Annotated in this window: 16 protein-coding genes; 10 read left to right on the forward strand and 6 right to left on the reverse strand. The window is 47.4% G+C overall.

The features are described 5' to 3' along the window. Positions 1–30 precede the first annotated feature (30 nt). Positions 31–432, reverse strand: a complete 402-nt coding sequence (locus SB847_RS01785) for a ribosomal maturation YjgA family protein (protein ID WP_038457694.1) — start codon at positions 430–432, stop codon at positions 31–33. Positions 433–530: 98 nt separating this feature from the next. Then, positions 531–1,100 (reverse strand): YjgB family protein, encoded by a 570-nt coding sequence (locus SB847_RS01790; RefSeq protein ID WP_410562750.1) that lies wholly within the window; start codon positions 1,098–1,100, stop codon positions 531–533. A gap of 124 nt (positions 1,101–1,224) precedes the next feature. On the opposite strand from SB847_RS01790, the gene fdhF reads away from it, so the two are divergent. From fdhF to SB847_RS01810, 4 genes are all read left to right on the forward strand, one after another. Beyond that, positions 1,225–4,182, forward strand: coding sequence for a formate dehydrogenase subunit alpha (gene fdhF, locus SB847_RS01795; RefSeq protein WP_410577300.1), 2,958 nt, complete (start codon positions 1,225–1,227; stop codon positions 4,180–4,182). Beyond that, positions 4,175–4,717: a helical membrane plugin domain-containing protein gene (locus SB847_RS01800; protein ID WP_003154925.1), complete on the forward strand. Its 543-nt coding sequence runs from the start codon at positions 4,175–4,177 to the stop codon at positions 4,715–4,717. Before fdhF ends, SB847_RS01800 begins: the two co-directional genes overlap by 8 nt. A 207-nt stretch (positions 4,718–4,924) precedes the next feature. Continuing rightward, the gene (locus tag SB847_RS01805) at positions 4,925–6,145 is read left to right on the forward strand and encodes a cytochrome P450 (RefSeq protein ID WP_410577303.1); all 1,221 of its coding nucleotides are present in this window, start codon (positions 4,925–4,927) and stop codon (positions 6,143–6,145) included. Further along, positions 6,142–7,326 (forward strand): macrolide family glycosyltransferase, encoded by a 1,185-nt coding sequence (locus SB847_RS01810; RefSeq protein ID WP_045207155.1) that lies wholly within the window; start codon positions 6,142–6,144, stop codon positions 7,324–7,326. The genes SB847_RS01805 and SB847_RS01810 overlap by 4 nt, the downstream gene beginning before the upstream one ends. 42 nt (positions 7,327–7,368) lie before the next feature. On the opposite strand, the gene SB847_RS01815 is transcribed toward SB847_RS01810, so the two are convergent. After that, complete coding sequence (locus SB847_RS01815; protein ID WP_003154919.1) at positions 7,369–7,554, reverse strand: DUF8096 family protein; 186 nt, start codon at positions 7,552–7,554, stop codon at positions 7,369–7,371. 175 nt (positions 7,555–7,729) lie between these two features. On the opposite strand from SB847_RS01815, the gene SB847_RS01820 reads away from it, so the two are divergent. Then, a complete protein-coding gene (locus tag SB847_RS01820) occupies positions 7,730–8,548 on the forward strand; it encodes a uroporphyrinogen-III synthase (RefSeq protein ID WP_224181818.1) in 819 nt (272 codons plus the stop codon). Positions 8,549–8,572: 24 nt separating this feature from the next. Here SB847_RS01820 and SB847_RS01825 read toward each other — a convergent pair whose 3' ends face one another. From SB847_RS01825 to SB847_RS01835, 3 genes are read right to left on the reverse strand one after another with little or no spacing between them, the layout of a single operon-like run. Next, positions 8,573–9,334: an ABC transporter permease gene (locus tag SB847_RS01825; protein WP_032874538.1), complete on the reverse strand. Its 762-nt coding sequence runs from the start codon at positions 9,332–9,334 to the stop codon at positions 8,573–8,575. 1 nt (position 9,335) lies between these two features. Continuing rightward, complete coding sequence (locus tag SB847_RS01830) at positions 9,336–10,073, reverse strand: ABC transporter ATP-binding protein (protein WP_410562736.1); 738 nt, start codon at positions 10,071–10,073, stop codon at positions 9,336–9,338. A 26-nt stretch (positions 10,074–10,099) separates the two neighbouring features. Continuing rightward, positions 10,100–11,083: a DMT family transporter gene (locus SB847_RS01835; protein WP_029325858.1), complete on the reverse strand. Its 984-nt coding sequence runs from the start codon at positions 11,081–11,083 to the stop codon at positions 10,100–10,102. A gap of 129 nt (positions 11,084–11,212) precedes the next feature. On the opposite strand from SB847_RS01835, the gene SB847_RS01840 reads away from it, so the two are divergent. The 5 genes from SB847_RS01840 (at position 11,213) to SB847_RS01860 (ending at position 16,730) form a co-directional block, all read left to right on the forward strand. Further along, the gene (locus SB847_RS01840) at positions 11,213–11,710 is read left to right on the forward strand and encodes a cupin domain-containing protein (protein ID WP_410562733.1); all 498 of its coding nucleotides are present in this window, start codon (positions 11,213–11,215) and stop codon (positions 11,708–11,710) included. A gap of 386 nt (positions 11,711–12,096) precedes the next feature. Then, positions 12,097–12,513 (forward strand): DUF1641 domain-containing protein, encoded by a 417-nt coding sequence (locus tag SB847_RS01845; protein ID WP_003154908.1) that lies wholly within the window; start codon positions 12,097–12,099, stop codon positions 12,511–12,513. A 39-nt stretch (positions 12,514–12,552) separates the two neighbouring features. Then, complete coding sequence (locus SB847_RS01850; RefSeq protein WP_014417508.1) at positions 12,553–13,731, forward strand: NAD(P)/FAD-dependent oxidoreductase; 1,179 nt, start codon at positions 12,553–12,555, stop codon at positions 13,729–13,731. A gap of 186 nt (positions 13,732–13,917) precedes the next feature. Beyond that, the gene (gene uxaC / locus SB847_RS01855; protein WP_410562729.1) at positions 13,918–15,315 is read left to right on the forward strand and encodes a glucuronate isomerase; all 1,398 of its coding nucleotides are present in this window, start codon (positions 13,918–13,920) and stop codon (positions 15,313–15,315) included. 23 nt (positions 15,316–15,338) lie between these two features. Then, a complete protein-coding gene (locus tag SB847_RS01860) occupies positions 15,339–16,730 on the forward strand; it encodes an MFS transporter (protein WP_049589350.1) in 1,392 nt (463 codons plus the stop codon). Positions 16,731–16,745: the final 15 nt, after the last annotated feature.

Consider the following 16,745-nt stretch of genomic DNA (forward strand, 5'->3'; position numbering starts at 1 on the left):
TTATCCCTTCATATCGGCGGCGTGCTCCGATTATGAAGGGGACTGGCGGTTTCTTTTTACGGCCCATTCTAAAAATGCGGCAGCGCATACCCCGAGAGTATAGGCAAAAATGTCACTCCAGACAAATTGCCAGCCGAGGATCAGCCCGCCGAGCGTGCTGCTTCTGACCGCATCAATCCACGGCGCGTGATACAGCTGGCTGCATTCAATCAGACAGCAAAACGAGAGGCTCAGGATAGCGGCTGTTTCCGTCCGGATGTGCCGAAATAAAAGCCCGAATCCTGTAAAAATCATTGCCGCCCACAAGGCATCTCCTAAATAAGCGTTTATGATGCCGGGCAATAGGGCGGTGATGTATGCGGTTCTGGACAGCAAACCGAGGGCGATGATAAAAACGGTACATATTCCGTATGTCAATGGATGTCTATTCACTTCAAACTGTTCCCCTTTTTTTGTACTCCCATGTATTGTAAGGAACGACGGAGAAGCTGTCTATCAAAAAAACGGCCCGGAAGGCCGCTTTTTTCGCGTTATCTTGCTTTTAGGTTGACGTGGTCTGCTTTTTGATCACTGCCGATGACGAAGCGGAGCTCATACTGCCCCGTATGGTAGACGTAATCTGTTTCGCCCGTTTTTGGCACTGTCAGGATTTTGTCAGCGCTGCCGATTTGTTTGCTTAAGACGTCAGGTGTGACGCCGCCGAGGTTTAAGCGCCGCTCGACCCCTGTTCCGAAATAGCGAATTTCCGAGATTTTTCCGTTTTTATGATAGGAAAATCCATAACCGGGGTTTCCCATGTTCCAGCTGTATAAATCAAATGGATTGCGGCTGTCTGCTTTTTGTTCCGGCTCGCCGATTTTATCGTAAACGTCCTGTCTTGTGCTTTGGTTGATTTTCAGGCCTCTCACATTTTGCGGCATTTCCCCTTTAAACGCCGATTGGTAAAGGCTGTTCACCAGTTCTTGTGCACGCTGGTTTTCCGTTTTTGAAGCGGCTGCGGCATGGACGGGCTGTGTATCTGAAAATGCTTCTGCGCCGAATGCGCATCCCGTGAGCATCACTGCCGACAATCCCGCGGCGAGTGTTTTTTTCTTCAACATATGTGAACGCCTCCTTTTTACCGCTCATACCCGTATGTTTCCTGAGATAAACGAGATGTTTTAGTGAAAGGCCGGTTGGGAATCATAGAGGATGTATAGAGGGGTACAGAAAGGGGAAAAGAAAATGGCTGATACAAAGAAGGTTACAATCAATGGGGTTGAAATGGAAGCGCCGGACGGTCAAACCGTTTTGCAGCTTTTGAATAATAGTTCAATTGACGTGCCGCATGTGTGTTATCATCCGAGTCTCGGGCCGATTGAAACGTGCGATACCTGCATCGTCAATGTTAACGGGGAACTGGTGCGTTCGTGTTCCGCGCAAATAAAGGACGGCGATGTCATCGATACGCTTTCGTCTGATGTGAAAAAAGCGCAGATTATCGGCATGGACAACATTTTGCACAACCATGAATTGTACTGCACGGTCTGTGATTACAACAATGGGAGCTGCGAAGTACATAATACCGTAAAGGAAATGAAAATCAATCATCAAAGCATTCCGTTCGATCAAAAACCGTATCCTAAAGATGAATCAAATCCGTTTTACAGATATGATCCCGACCAGTGCATTTTGTGCGGACGCTGCGTCGAAGCCTGTCAGGACGTACAGGTAACCGAAACGTTAAGCATTGATTGGGAGCGGAAACGCCCGCGGGTCATTTGGGATCAGGATGTGCCGATCAATGAATCATCATGTGTTTCCTGCGGACATTGTTCAACGGTATGTCCGTGCAATGCCATGATGGAAAAAGGCATGGAAGGCGAAGCGGGGTATTTAACAGGCATTAACCAAGAGACGCTTCGGCCGATGATTGACATCACAAAAGGCGTCGAAACCGGATACGGATCGATTTTGGCCATATCGGACATGGAATCGGCCATGCGGGATGAAAGAATCAAAAAAACGAAAACCGTATGCACATACTGCGGTGTCGGCTGCAGTTTTGATATATGGACGAAAGGAAGAGACATTTTAAAGGTAGAACCTCAGGCCGAGGCGCCCGCAAATGGCATTTCGACATGTGTGAAAGGGAAATTCGGCTGGGATTTCGTCAATAGTGAAAAGCGCCTTACCAAACCGCTTATCCGGGAAGGAGACTCGTTTCGGGAGGCGGAATGGGATGAAGCGCTACAGCTGATCGCTGATAAATTTACTGATATAAAAGAACATTTCGGCCCGGACGCACTTGCCTTTATCACATCTTCCAAATGCACGAATGAAGAATCATACGTGATGCAGAAGCTTGCAAGAGCTGTCATCGGCACAAATAATGTCGACAACTGCTCACGCTACTGCCAGTCTCCCGCCACGGCCGGATTGTTCAGAACGGTCGGATACGGCGGTGATTCAGGGTCGATTACAGATATAGAAAAAGCTGAGCTCGTGCTGATTATCGGCTCAAATACGTCTGAGTCTCACCCCGTCCTGTCCACACGCATTAAACGTTCTCATAAGCTGCACGGACAGAAGCTCGTCGTCGCTGACTTGCGTAAACATGAAATGGCCGAGCGCTCTGATGTGTTTTTCCAGCCGCGTGCCGGATCAGATAATGTCTGGCTGAATGCCGTATCGAAATATCTGCTTGATCACGATTTGGCGGATACTGCATTTCTGAAGGAGAGAGTGAACGGATTAGATGAATTCGTGAAAAGCCTTGAACCTTATACAATGGAATATGCGGAAAAACATACCGGTGTGGACAAGGATACCTTAATCAAAGTGGCCCGGATGATTCATGAAGCCGGCAGCGTGTGCGCACTGTGGGCGATGGGTGTCACCCAGCATATCGGAGGAAGTGATACGAGCACAGCCATTTCCAACATGCTTCTTGTGACCGGGAATTACGGCAAGCCCGGCGCAGGCTCATATCCGCTTCGGGGCCATAATAACGTGCAGGGCGCCAGTGATTTCGGCAGTATGCCTGACAGCTTCCCCGGCTATGAAAAAGTAACGGATGAAAAAGCCCGCAAAAAGTATGAACAGGGTTGGGGAACAGACCTGCCGAAAGAAATCGGAATGACAAATCATGAAATGATCGAAGGCATCCACTCAGGAAAACTGAAGTCCATGTACTTAAAAGGAGAAGAAATGGGGCTTGTCGACTCCAATATTAACCATGTTCATGCCGCATTTGAAAAGCTTGATTTCTTCGTTGTGCAGGATATCTTTCTTTCGCGTACGGCCGAGTTCGCCGATGTCGTGCTTCCGGCAAGCCCGAGCCTTGAAAAAGAAGGGACGTTTACGAATACGGAACGGAGGGTGCAGCGCCTTTACGAAGTGTTTGAACCGCTGGGCGATTCAAAGCCTGATTGGCAGATCATTACGGACATCGCCAACCGTCTGGGCGCTGATTGGCACTATGAACATCCGGCAGACATTATGGAAGAAGCGGCAATGCTTTCGCCGCTCTATGCAGGCGTCACTTACGAACGTCTCGAAGGCTACAATTCACTGCAATGGCCGGTTGCAGCGGACGGAACCGATTCACCGCTTTTATTTACGGATAAGTTCCCGTTTTCAGACGGCAAAGCGATTTTATATCCCGTTCAGTGGACCGAGCCGAAAGAATTTGGTGAAGAATATGATATCCATGTGAATAACGGGCGGCTGCTCGAGCATTTTCACGAAGGAAATCTGACTTACCGATCAAAAGGAATATCCGAAAAAACACCGAGTGTGTTCCTTGAGGTCTCGCCCGAACTCGCCGAAGAAAGAGGGCTGGAAGACGGAACGCTTGTCCGTCTGACATCACCGTACGGAAATGTGAAAGTCAAATGCGTCATCACAGACAGGGTAAAAGGCAAACAAGTCTATCTTCCGATGAACGATTCAAAAGACGCCGCCATTAACCTTTTGACAAGCAGCTATGCGGATAAGGATACCGATACACCGGCTTATAAAGAAACATCAGCGAAGATGGAGATTTTGAAAAAAGAAGGCGTTAATCCGCTTCCGAAAATCAATTTCCGTTACGGAAACCCGCAGCCGCAGATCGGTGTCCGGGTTGATCGGAAATGGGCGCGTAAAGATTATGTATTTCCGGGAGACGCCGTAAAAAGGGGGAAACAGCAAAATGGCTAAAGCAATCAGCGGCATCCGAAAACAGACCGTCACAGAAGAAGACAAACGAAAAAAGGACTTAGAAGAGATCGAGACGGCTCTTTTGCGAAATAAAGACGCGATTTTGGAATCTCTGCACATTCTTCAGCACATGAACGAGCGCGGCGTTTTGGCGCTTCTGCGCGGGCTCTTCGGCCAGGGAGACAAAGTGATGGATATCCTCGTGAAAAAGGCGAATACTCCGGAAACGGCCAATATGCTGAAAAATCTCCTGCTGTTAAGCGGCGTTCTCGGCATGCTCGATGTAAAACAGCTTGAGCCGTTTATCGTTAAAATCAATGCGGGCGTCACAAAGGCCGTCGAGGAAAAAGACAGCGGCAGGAAGACGGGGTATTTTGATATCGTCCGCGCTTTAAAAGACCCGGAAATCAACAAGGCCGTCACTCTGCTGTTTTCTTTCCTGAAAGGCATGGGCACTGATACGGACGATATGGAAAGAAATACGCAGCCTCCTGAAGACCAAAAGCAGCACCAGAAACCGCAGACGAATGAGTGAACATTTCTCCCGAGCCTGGCCGAAGGCTCGGGTTTTTTGTGCGCTTCTGCTGTTTTCTTGGGAGAAATTTCACCTCCGGATTCATGACTTTTGTTGTGTTATGTTAATAGTTCAGGTTATGAATAGAAAAAAATTGAAAATGTGTGCTAGGATAAAATTCAAGGTACGTCAACTATTCAAATATGAAACAATCAGGAGTGATGAAACATGAGTAAGCTGAGGAGCACGAGACAAGCCATCCAAAGAACCCTGATGAAAGGAAAAAACGGCCTGGACGTATACAACCCTTTTCCTTGGTACGAAAAAATGAGACGGGAAAGCCCTATACACTTTGATGAAGAAACGAAGGTTTGGAGTGTGTTTTTATACGATGATGTCAAAAAAGTCATCAGTGATAAAGAGACGTTCTCAAGCCTCATGACTGATGTGAAAAGCTCGATTGCAAAGTCCATGCTGAATATGGACCCGCCGAAGCATACCCAAATCAGATCTGCCGTCAATCGCGCTTTCACTCCCCGCGTCTTGAAGGAATGGGAACCGAGAATTAAAGACATTACCGATCATCTCCTGAAACAGGCAAAGAACAAAGGGCGGATTGATATCGTTAAAGATCTCTCTTACCCTTTGCCGGTCATGGTGATTTCAGAATTATTAGGCGTTCCGTCCGAACGTATGGATCAGTTTAAAAAATGGTCGGACATTCTCGTCAGCATGCCGAAAGATGCGAGTCCTGAAGCGGCGGAGAAAAATCAGCAGGAACGTGACCGGTGTGAGGCAGAGCTGGCGGCATTTTTTGCGGAAATAATAGAAAGCAAACGAAAACAGCCCGGCCAAGACATTATTTCTATTTTGATAAAAGAGGAAGAAGAGGGAGAGAAGCTCACGGCAGAAGATCTGATCCCGTTTTGCAACCTGCTTTTAGTGGCGGGAAATGAAACAACGACTAATCTCATTTCAAATGCGGTTTACAGCATATTAGAGACGCCCGGCCTTTATGAAGAATTGAAGCAGGACCCTTCTCTCATCACGCAAACGGTGGAAGAAACGCTGCGTTTTCGCGCTCCTGCTCCGTTTGTCAGAAGGACGGTCCGGCACGACACTGAACTGCGCGGACGCCACTTGAAAAGCGGGGAGATCGTTCTCTGCTACGTTGCATCTGCCAACCGTGATGAAAACAAATTTGAGAAGGCGGGCGTATTTGATATTCATCGCCAATCGAATCCGCACCTTTCCTTCGGATTCGGCGTACACTTCTGCTTAGGCGCACCGCTTGCCAGACTTGAAGCGGAAGTCGCGCTGAAAGGAATTGTAAAAGCCTTTTCACACCTTGAGCCCGTCCGGATTGAGCCGATCCGAAACAGTGTCATGTACGGGCTGGAGTCTTTAGAAGCGGAGATAAACGAAAATGAGGGAGAAGAAAAAAGATGAGAAAAACACACATCGCCATTATTAATGTGGCCGCTCACGGTCATGTCAATCCCACGCTGCCTGTAGCCGAGGAACTTGTCAATCGCGGGTATAAAGTGACATTCGCTACGACTGAGGAATTTGAAGCTTCCGTTGCCAAAACGGGCGCCATTCCCGTTTTATACCGCACAAGCATAAAGGCGGACCCGGAGACGATAAAAGAACGGGTAAACAAAAATGACGCGTTTGTGATGTTTCTGGAAGAAGCGGTTGAAGTGCTTCCGCAGCTGGAAGAGCTGTACAAAGACGACCTTCCTGACATCGTCCTGTTTGATTTTTTAGCTCTTGCCGGAAAATTGTTTGCGGATAATGGCGGCATCCCGGCCGTAAAGTTCTGCCCGAGCTATGCAATGAATGAGTATTTTCAATTAGGAAGAGACGAAGAAACACTGGAAGCGGCCAAACAGGCGATAGAAGAATACCAGGAGCAGATTGAAAATGAACAATTGAAACGTATGACAATGGAAGAGTTTTTTATGCCTGAAAAACTGAATATTGTCTTTATGCCAAGGGCCTTTCAGCCGAAACAGGAAACCTTTGACGAACGATTCTGTTTTGTGGGTCCGTCTCTTGGAGAACGCACAAATACGGGAAGTCTGGAAATTGATGCAGCCGATGACCGTCCGCTTATGCTCATTTCACTGGGAACGGCGTTTAACGCCTGGCCTGAATTTTACCGGATGTGTATTGACGCGTTTCGGGACTCGGACTGGCGGGTTATTATGTCAGTCGGCACAACAATTGATCCGGAAAGTTTTTCGGATGTCCCCGAACACTTTATCATCCGCCAGCACGTTCCTCAGCTTGATGTGCTGGAGAAAGCAAAGCTGTTCGTATCTCACGGCGGGATGAACAGTACAATGGAAGCAATGAATGCGGGTGTCCCGCTCGTTGTCGTTCCGCAAATGCACGAACAAGAGGTCACCGCAAAGCGTGTGGATGAATTGGGGCTTGGCGTGCATCTGCCGCCGAAAGAAGTCACTGTGGCCCGTTTGCAAAAAGACGTTCAGAACGTATACGGCGATAAGAACATCCTCAGCCGCGTGAAAAGCATGCAGCAGAAAATAGAAGAAACCGGCGGCCCAAAACAGGCTGTTTGCGCCATTGAAGAATTTTTGAAAACGGCGGCCGTCGAAAATTGATTGAGAAACAGGCAGCGCACCGGAAGACGGCTGCCTGTTTTGTTATATGTTTTTCTTCATGCCGCATCTCCGGCATTCCCTCAAAAATTTTCCGCCCTTCACTGAGCTTTTAAACAGCGTGTAGTCGCAATTGTCACATCGGCCGCTGTGAACATCAGGATATTCATTGAACTCATAAATGACCGAAGTATCGTATCCTTTTGTCTCGAACTCTTTTTTTGTTTCCATGATTGAAAATCCCTCCGCGAATCAAATCGTTCTGCCCGGTTAATGATACAGCAACTGCACGGGGGATTCAACGGGAGCATAGCTTGATTTTCCCGGCTGATTGCGTAACAATAATAGAAATAAATGACGGCCTGCCATAGGGCGCCCGGCATCTGAAGGGAAGAAGAAAACAGCGATGGGAAAAGGATTGAACGGGAAACGGATTGCCATCGGCGGTTCGCGGAAAACAGAAGAGATCACAAAATTAATAGAAAAGCAGGGCGGAACGGCGGTCGTCCGTTCCCTCCAAGGAACCGTATACCTGGCGGAGGATCAAATTGAACCCGACGTAAGAACATTTGCCGGGCAAAAAGCCGACTGGGCGATATTCACCACAGGCATCGGTACGGAAACGTTATTGTCGGTATCGGAAAAAATCGGTCTGAAAGAAGAATTTTTAGCGGCCGTTCATGAAGCGAAAATCGGCTGCAGAGGCTATAAAACGTATGCGGCCTTAAAAAAGCTCGGCATCACGCCGCATGCCTCAGATGAAGACGGTACAACAAGAGGGCTGATCCGCTCCTTGGAACGATTTGACTTTAAAGATAAAAGAGTCATGATACAGCTTCATGGCGAAAAAGCGCCGGTCTTAACGGAGTTCCTTGAGAAAAACGGAGCGGAGGTATTCCCTGTTCTCCCGTATCAGCATATTCCGCCTGAAAGGGAGACGGTCGATAAACTGCTGGGAGAGCTGTTAAACGGAGAGGTCGATGCCGTATGTTTTACGACAGCCATTCAAGTGCGCTCTCTCTTTGATTATGCAAAAGAAAAAGGGTTCACAAAAGAATTGCAGCAGGCATTCGAAAAACAAGTGCTTGCCGCCGCAGTCGGCAAAGTGACGGCTGAAGCGATCCGGGATGAAGGGATAAAGAGGGTTCTTGCTCCGGACATTGAGCGGATGGGAGCGATGATTATTGAATTATCCCGTTACTATGAATCTCTGACCTTGTCATAAATAATCATTCAGCAGGGAAAAAGCCTACGCTTCCCTGCTGAATTTTTTTAATTGCCAGTGTTCCGTGAAAAGGGAAGGATATGTCAAGGCGCTGAGTATGATACATGTAAGAAGAGCGGAGGCCATCGTTGTAAAAACGATCAGCAGCTGAAAGCGCACCGCCTGTATCGGATCAGCCCCCGCTAAAATCTGCCCCGTCATCATGCCGGGAAGCTGAACGAGACCCAATGTTTTCTGGCTTTCAAGCGTCGGGATCATACTGAGCTTCATACTGGACGTCAATATCTGCCGGACGGCCTGCTTAGGCGTTCCTCCGAGAGAGAGAATCAGTTGGATTTCTTCTTTTCGCAGGTCTGCTTCCGAACTGAGCCGGCTTAAAAACAGGCTTGAGAGCACCATGGCGTTTCCGATGACCATGCCGCTTATCGGAATGACATATCTTGAAGTGAACGGAATGATATGAAGGGTCAGTAAAAGTCCCTGCGTCACGGTTTCCGCGATCGCCAGTGTCAGAAAAACGCGCCAAAATGAGCCGATCTGCATTTTTTTCCGTTTGGCGACATTGTGCGAAGCGGCCGTGAGCATGAGAAGCACCATTAATATGATAAATATCGGGTGATCACCGCGAAAAATCAGCGACAGCACATAGCCTATGATAAGCAGCTGAATGACGGCCCTGACGGTTGCGACGATCATATCCTTTTCGACGCCGGCTTTAAAAGATTTAGACAGGAATAAAGCGATAATGACAAATATACTTGTCAATAACAGAGAAAGATCATTCATATCAGCACCCGCTCCCTTGTAAAAGCGCCCGGGCCTTTTCATGTTTCGGTTCCTTAAAGAACGTTTTCGTTTCCGCGGTTTCTAAAAGCCGTCCCTCAGCCATAAACCATACTGTATCGGATAATCGTTCCGCTTGTTCAAGGTTATGGGTGATCCACAGGATCGTCAGCTGTTTTTGCCGATGGAGTTTCGTAATCAGTTTCTCAATGATGAGAACGGATGACGGGTCCAGCGCCGAGGTGATTTCATCCAGCAGCAGGATGGACGGCAGTCCGGCGAGGGTTCGCGCTAATGAGAGCTTCTGCCGCTGTCCGCCGGATAATTCTTTTGCATTCCGATCCAGAAGCCCGCGCGGAAGATCTGTAAAATCTGCGAGCTCTTCAGGGGTATAGTGCTGTGCGCCGTGGAGTTTTTCTGCGAGCAGAAGGTTGTCCCGCACCGTTCCCTTGAGGACGGGAGCTGATTGAAATGCAAGGCCCGCGGTTTTTCTGAGCTCTCTGATGTCCCAGTGTCTTATTTCTTTTCCGAATACAAGCACTTCCCCTTCATCAGGCGTATTCATCAGATTGCACAGCGACAGCAATGTGCTTTTTCCCGCGCCGGAAGGCCCTATTAACGCCGTGATAGAACCTTTTTGAATATGTCCGGTTACACGGCTTAGGACATCAAAGGACGTATTGTTTTGTTCAAAGCGTTTGCCGGCTGACAGAAAAGATATTGCCGGAATTTCTTCTTTCATACAGGATGACACCTTTCGTAAAAAAATCAGGAACCGGTGAGATTGGCTGACGTTTGCTCAGCCGTTTTCTGGTCTGTCTGCCGGGAAGCGAATGTATGCATGACCATTCCCGCAATAATAATGAACAGTCCGGCAAATGAAAGAAGTGACGGAAACGCCGCGGATAAAAAGACGATTTCGCCGATCAGTGCAAAAAGAACCTCTCCGGACTGCGTCGCTTCAACAGCAGCGAGCTTCTGCGGCTCATTCCTCACCATATCGGTGGCGCGGAAAAATAATACTGTTGCGATAACGCCAGAGCTGAGTGCGACGATAAAGGATTGGAATGTCTGTCCCATTGACGGAAGCCCGTCTCTATGCCAGCCGAAAGCGGCGATCAAAAGCCAAAACGGAAGGCTTGCGAGCGTCATGCCGAGCACCCGCTGAAATGTATCGAGTTTTCCGCCGTATTGTTCCAGCATTTTGCGGTTGCCGAGCGGATAGGCAAACGCCGCGATGACGACCGGCACAACGCTGAATAGTATCGTGCGGCCGGACAGAGAACCCGCATGCTGAAGCTGAATCAGCCCGGCTCCGATCAGGATGATGACGGAAGTAACCAGCGAAATCAGCGGGATCTTTTGTCTGGCGGAAACCGGGCCCGCCGGTGAATGTTTTGTTTCGTAAAAAAACGGCGACAGAAGCACACCCGCGACAATTGTAATCTGCCACGTGCCCGCGATCAGCCAGCCCGGCCCATATGCCGCGGCAAACGTAATCGGGGCATAAAAAAGCACGAACCCGGTAAAACTCCACTTCAGCCAAAAAAACGGTTTTTTTCGGATTTCATGCCAGAGCGGCGCCCATTTTCCTTTCGCATAAACGATCAAAAATAAAAACGGAATCATAAAAAGAAAACGCAGGGAAGAGCTCCACATCCAGCTTCCGCCGGAAAGCTCCATCGCCCTGTTTAAAATAAATGTGACTGCGAAAAACAGAGATGCCAATATTCCGATCACGATGGCTTTCATTAAATCCCTCATTTTGACACATATTTTTTTATACTATACTATTCACCGGCAGGCTTCGCAATGGAATATGGGAAAATAGCGTTTTAACAAATGATGAATGGGAAACAGACATATACGGAGGTGAAAACAGTGCAGAAAGAGGATATTCAAGTGCTTTATTTCGAAGATGACGGCCGCATTCCGAATAACCCGAATCTTCCGCTTGTTATTTATAAAGCGGTATTTAATGAAGAAACGGTACAGAAAGCAGAGTCCGTCCTCCGCCGGCACGATTGGTCGAACAGCTGGACGGGCGGAGTATTTCCGTATCACCATTTTCACAGCACCACGCACGAAGTTCTTGTTGCGGTAAAAGGAAACGCGGTTTTGAGGTTCGGCGGGGAACAAGGAGCGGACGCCGTTCTTCAAATGGGAGACGCAGCGGTCATTCCGGCCGGCACCGGACATAAAAAACTGTCGGGCAGTTCTGATTTTACCGTGATCGGGGCTTATCCGGGCGGCCGGCAGTACGATACAAAAACGGAGAAAAATGATAGAACTTCAGAAGAAATCAGCCGTGTCCCGCTCCCGGAATGCGACCCCTTTACGGGAAAACCGGGCCCGCTATTAAAATTGTGGGAAAAATGACAGGGGAAAAGCGGATGGTCTGTAAAAAAATAGCCTGAAAGAAACGTTATTACACCCCCGCCATATAAATAATTTCATAAACGAAACAATTCACGTTCAAATTTTGTTCAAAAAGTGTTATTATATAAGAGTAAATCAAATTTGGGTTTTTTATGTTTGCTATTTTCAGAGAGGAAAAAGAAATTTTGACTTATTCAATTGTTTTTGTTGATATAAAAATAATACTGGATATGGCAAAGTGAAAAACTGGGTAGTAAACATTTATTTTTGTAAATGATTGTGCATGAATTCACAATCTTGCTTTTTCATGCTTTTCTGCATGAAGGGGGAAAGGCTACCCTTTCCAAAAAAATCAGCATACTGCTTATAGTAAAGGAGAATCGGATATGCCAGAAACAATCGATCAAACAAATGCATCTGTCAGCCAAGGCCAACGCGATCTTATTGATCAGCTGCTAAAACCTGAAGTTCAAGAATCACTGACTGTTTTAGTGGATCAGCTTCCAAAACTGACTGAGTTAGTAAATATTTTAACGAAGTCTTATGATTTTGCACAGTCTGTAGCGACAGACGAAGTATTGAAGAGCGATACAGTGGGTGCGCTTACAGAAATTCTTGAGCCGGTGAAAGAAACAGCGAAAGAAGTTGCGGCTACTGCGATCGAAGCAAAAGACCGCGCGGATGCAAGCAATGAAACGATCGGACTTTTCGGCCTGCTGCGCATGCTGAAAGATCCTCAAGCTCAAAAGCTGTTCCGTTTTGCTAACAGCTATCTTGAAATCATGAACGAAAAACAAAAATAATCTCAGATTCAAATTGATATAAAGGACGGAGGATATACGATGTCAAAACATATTGTCATTTTAGGCGCTGGTTACGGCGGAGTTCTTTCTGCTTTAACCGTTCGCAAACATTACAGTAAAGATGAAGCACGCGTAACCGTTGTGAACAAATACCCGACTCACCAAATCATTACGGAACTGCACCGCCTTGCAGCCGGCAACGTGTCTGAACAGGCTGTTGCTATGCCGCTTGAAAAACTTCTGAAAGGAAAAGACGTCGACATTAAAATCGCAGAAGTCAATTCTTTCTCAGTTGATAAGAAAGAAGTTGCCCTTTCTGACGGTTCTAAGCTGACTTATGACGCGCTTGTTGTCGGACTTGGTTCTGTTACGGCTTATTTCGGCATTCCTGGACTCGAAGAAAACAGCATGGTGCTGAAATCTGCTGCTGATGCCAACAAAGTATACAAACACGTGGAAGACCGTGTGCGTGAATACGCTAAAACGAAAAACGAAGCTGATGCAACGATCCTTATCGGCGGCGGCGGCTTAACAGGCGTTGAGCTTGTCGGTGAGCTTGCTGACATCATGCCGAACCTTACGAAAAAATACGGCGTAGATCCGAAAGAAATCAAACTGAAATTAGTAGAAGCAGGTCCGAAAATTCTTCCTGTTCTTCCTGATGACCTTATCGAACGCGCGACAAAAAGTCTTGAAAAACGCGGCGTTGAGTTCTTAACAGGTCTTCCTGTTACAAATGTTGAAGGAAACGTTATTGATCTGAAAGACGGATCAAAAGTCGTTGCCAACACATTTGTATGGACAGGCGGCGTACAAGGCAACCCGTTAGTCGGCGAATCCGGCCTTGAAGTGAACCGCGGCCGTGCGACGGTTAACGATTTCTTACAATCTACTTCTCATGAAGATGTATTTGTTGTCGGAGACAGCGCTGTATACTTTGCGCCGGACGGCCGTCCGTACCCGCCGACAGCGCAAATCGCTTGGCAGATGGGTGAACTTGTCGGTTACAACCTGTTCGCTTACTTAGAAGGAAAAACGCTTGAAACATTCAAGCCTGTAAACTCTGGTACGCTTGCAAGCCTCGGACGTAAAGACGCGGTTGCCATCATCGGAGCGAACTCTACTCCGCTGAAAGGCCTTCCGGCATCTTTAATGAAAGAAGCAAGTAACGTACGTTATTTAACACATATCAAAGGATTATTCAGCCTCGCTTACTAATCCTTAAGATCACACAGAAGACATTGCCGGACTTTCTCGGCAGTGTCTTTTTTTTGTATGAAAATGTTAACAGATACAATTTTCTGAAAAGTTAAATAAAAATGATTGATATGTGAGAAAGAGGAAGCTAAAATAAAAAAGAACCATTTTGTTAACGTTAACATTTTTAAGAGGGAGGATGAAAGTGTGAAAGCTTTTATGGGTGATGATTTTTTACTGGACAGTAAAACGGCCGTAAAGCTGTACCGGGATTACGCTGAAAACATGCCGATCATTGATTATCACTGTCACTTAAGCCCAAAGGAAATCTATGAAAATAAAACCTTCGCAACGATTACGGAGGCATGGCTTTACGGTGACCACTACAAGTGGCGGATCATGAGGGCCAACGGCATTGAAGAGCGCTGCATTACCGGAAACGCTTCAGATGAAGAGAAGTTTTTCGCCTGGGCAAAAACGGTGCCGATGGCGATAGGCAATCCGCTGTACAGCTGGACGCATTTAGAGCTGCAGCGCTGGTTCGGCATTTATGACGTATTGAATGAAAAAACGGCCGCGGCCATTTGGAAAAAAACGAATGAGCTCCTGCAGGGAGACGGGTTTGGCGCAAGGGATCTCATTCTGAAATCAAATGTCAAAGTCATTTGCACAACCGACGATCCTGCCGATGCGCTGACATACCACGAACTGTTGAAAGAAAGTGATTTTCCGGTTCAAGTGCTGCCCGGATTTCGGCCTGACAAAGGACTGGACATCAGCAGCCCGGGTTTTGCCGATTGGGTCCGTTCGCTGGAGAGCGCTTCCGGAATGGCTGTCACCACCTACCAATCGTATTTAGATGCGTTAGAGTCCCGCGTCCGCTTTTTTCACAATGCCGGGGGAAGAGTGTCGGATCATGCGTTAGATCAAATGGTTTATGCCGAGACGACCGAGGAGGAAGCGGCCCGGATTTTTGCAGCCGGATTAAGCGGAGAGCATGTGTCTTTTGAAGATGAAAAGAAATTCAAAACACGGACGCTGCAATATCTTTGCGGTCTTTACGCCGAACTGGACTGGGCGATGCAGTTCCATATTAACGCGTTAAGAAATACCAATACAAATAAGTTCAGCAGCCTCGGTCCTGATACGGGATATGACTCAATTAATGATGAACGTATCGCAAAGCCGCTTGCCCGGCTGTTAGATTCCGCCGAAAAAAAGCGGCAATTGCCTAAAACGATTTTGTATTCTTTGAATCCGAATGACAACTATATTATCGCCAGCATGATCAACAGCTTTCAGGATGGGAAAACACCGGGGAAAATTCAATTTGGCACAGCCTGGTGGTTCAATGACACGAAAGATGGAATGCTCCAGCAAATGAAAGCGTTATCAAATATGGGCCTGTTCAGCCGTTTTATCGGGATGCTGACGGATTCAAGAAGTTTCCTGTCCTATCCCCGCCATGAATACTTCAGGCGGCTTGTCTGCACGCTGATCGGCGGCTGGGCGGAACAAGGCGAAGCGCCTTACGATATGGAGCTTTTAGGAAAGATTGTCGAGGGGATTTGTTACCGGAATGCTGAGGAATATTTCCGCTTTTAAAAATGGAATGAAAGAGGTGGCCTATGAGTAATGTGCCTGTCGTGACAGCACCTGCCGCAAAAGTGAAGGAGCATAAGCTGAGTCTGAAAGAAAAAGTATCCTATGGTTTTGGAGATTTTGGGAACGGATTTATGTTTGATCTCGGGCAGATCTATTTGCTGAAGTTTTTCACAGATGTCGCAGGCATTCCGGCAGCGTTCGCCGGCAGTATTTTTTTGGTCAGCAAGCTGTTTGCGGCTTTGACTGATCCGATTGTTGGCTCGGCCATTGACTACAGAAAAAAGATCGGACCCCGGGGTAAATTCAGGCCGTACTTATTATTCGGAAGTATTATTCTTGCGGTCATGACCGTATTGATTTTTGTGTCACCGGACGTGAGCGTCACCTGGAAGCTTGTGTACGCCTATGCTTCTTACATGCTGTGGGGGGTGGCTTATTCTTTCGTCAATATTCCGTACGGCTCCCTCGGCGCGGCCATTACACAGGATGCGGAGGACAGAACGGCGCTTTCCGCATTCCGCCAGATCGGCTCCCTCGGCGCGCTGCTCATTACAAGTGTCATTGTCATCCCGATTCTCGTTCATTTTGATAACGTTCACATCGGCTACCCGGCAGTCATGGGAATGATGGCCGTAATCGGAATCGCGGGATTTATGATCTGCTACCGAAACTGCAAAGAAAGAATTATCGTCCGTGAAGCGCCGAAAGAAAAGCTGTCCGTTATGTCGGTTTTCAAATGCTTTATCGGCAACAAACCGCTTCTGACCGTCGTTTTCATGACGATTTTCTCAATATCGGCATATAACATTAAATCCGCTATGCTTGTTTACTTCGCCCAGTACAATCTCAACAATGCGGAGCTGATGTCCTACATGAGTTTTATCATCATCGGTTCTTCATTTTTAGGTGTTTTGTTTATGCCGAAACTCGTCAAACGTTTCGGAAAAAAGCAAACGGTGATGATCGGTTTTGCCGTCAGCGCCGCGGCTGATGCGCTGAATTTCTGTCTCCCGTCAAACGTATATATCTTTACGGCGTTAGCGAGCATTGCTTTTATTGGGATCAGCATACCAAACGGCATTACATGGGCGCTTGTGTCGGACATTATTGATTACGGAGAGTGGAAGACGGGTGAACGGAAGGAGGCGACGACATATTCGCTTTTCAACTTCTCCAGAAAACTCGCCCAATCTTTATCAGGTTTTCTTTCAGGCATCGGGCTGAGCGTTATCGGCTATATCCCGAATGCATCTCAGACAAAAGGCACGCTGATCGGGATTAAAGGGCTACTGCTGCTGTACCCGGCTTTCGCTTTAGCGTGCGCCATGCTGATTATCGGTTTGATGTATAAGCTGACGGACCGGCAGCATGCCGAGCTCGTTCAGGACTTACATCATGCAAAACCTCAACTTTAGTGATTTTACGGACTG

Source organism: Bacillus sp. SIMBA_026, from assembly GCF_046535335.1.
In the GTDB taxonomy this organism is placed as follows: domain Bacteria; phylum Bacillota; class Bacilli; order Bacillales; family Bacillaceae; genus Bacillus; species Bacillus velezensis.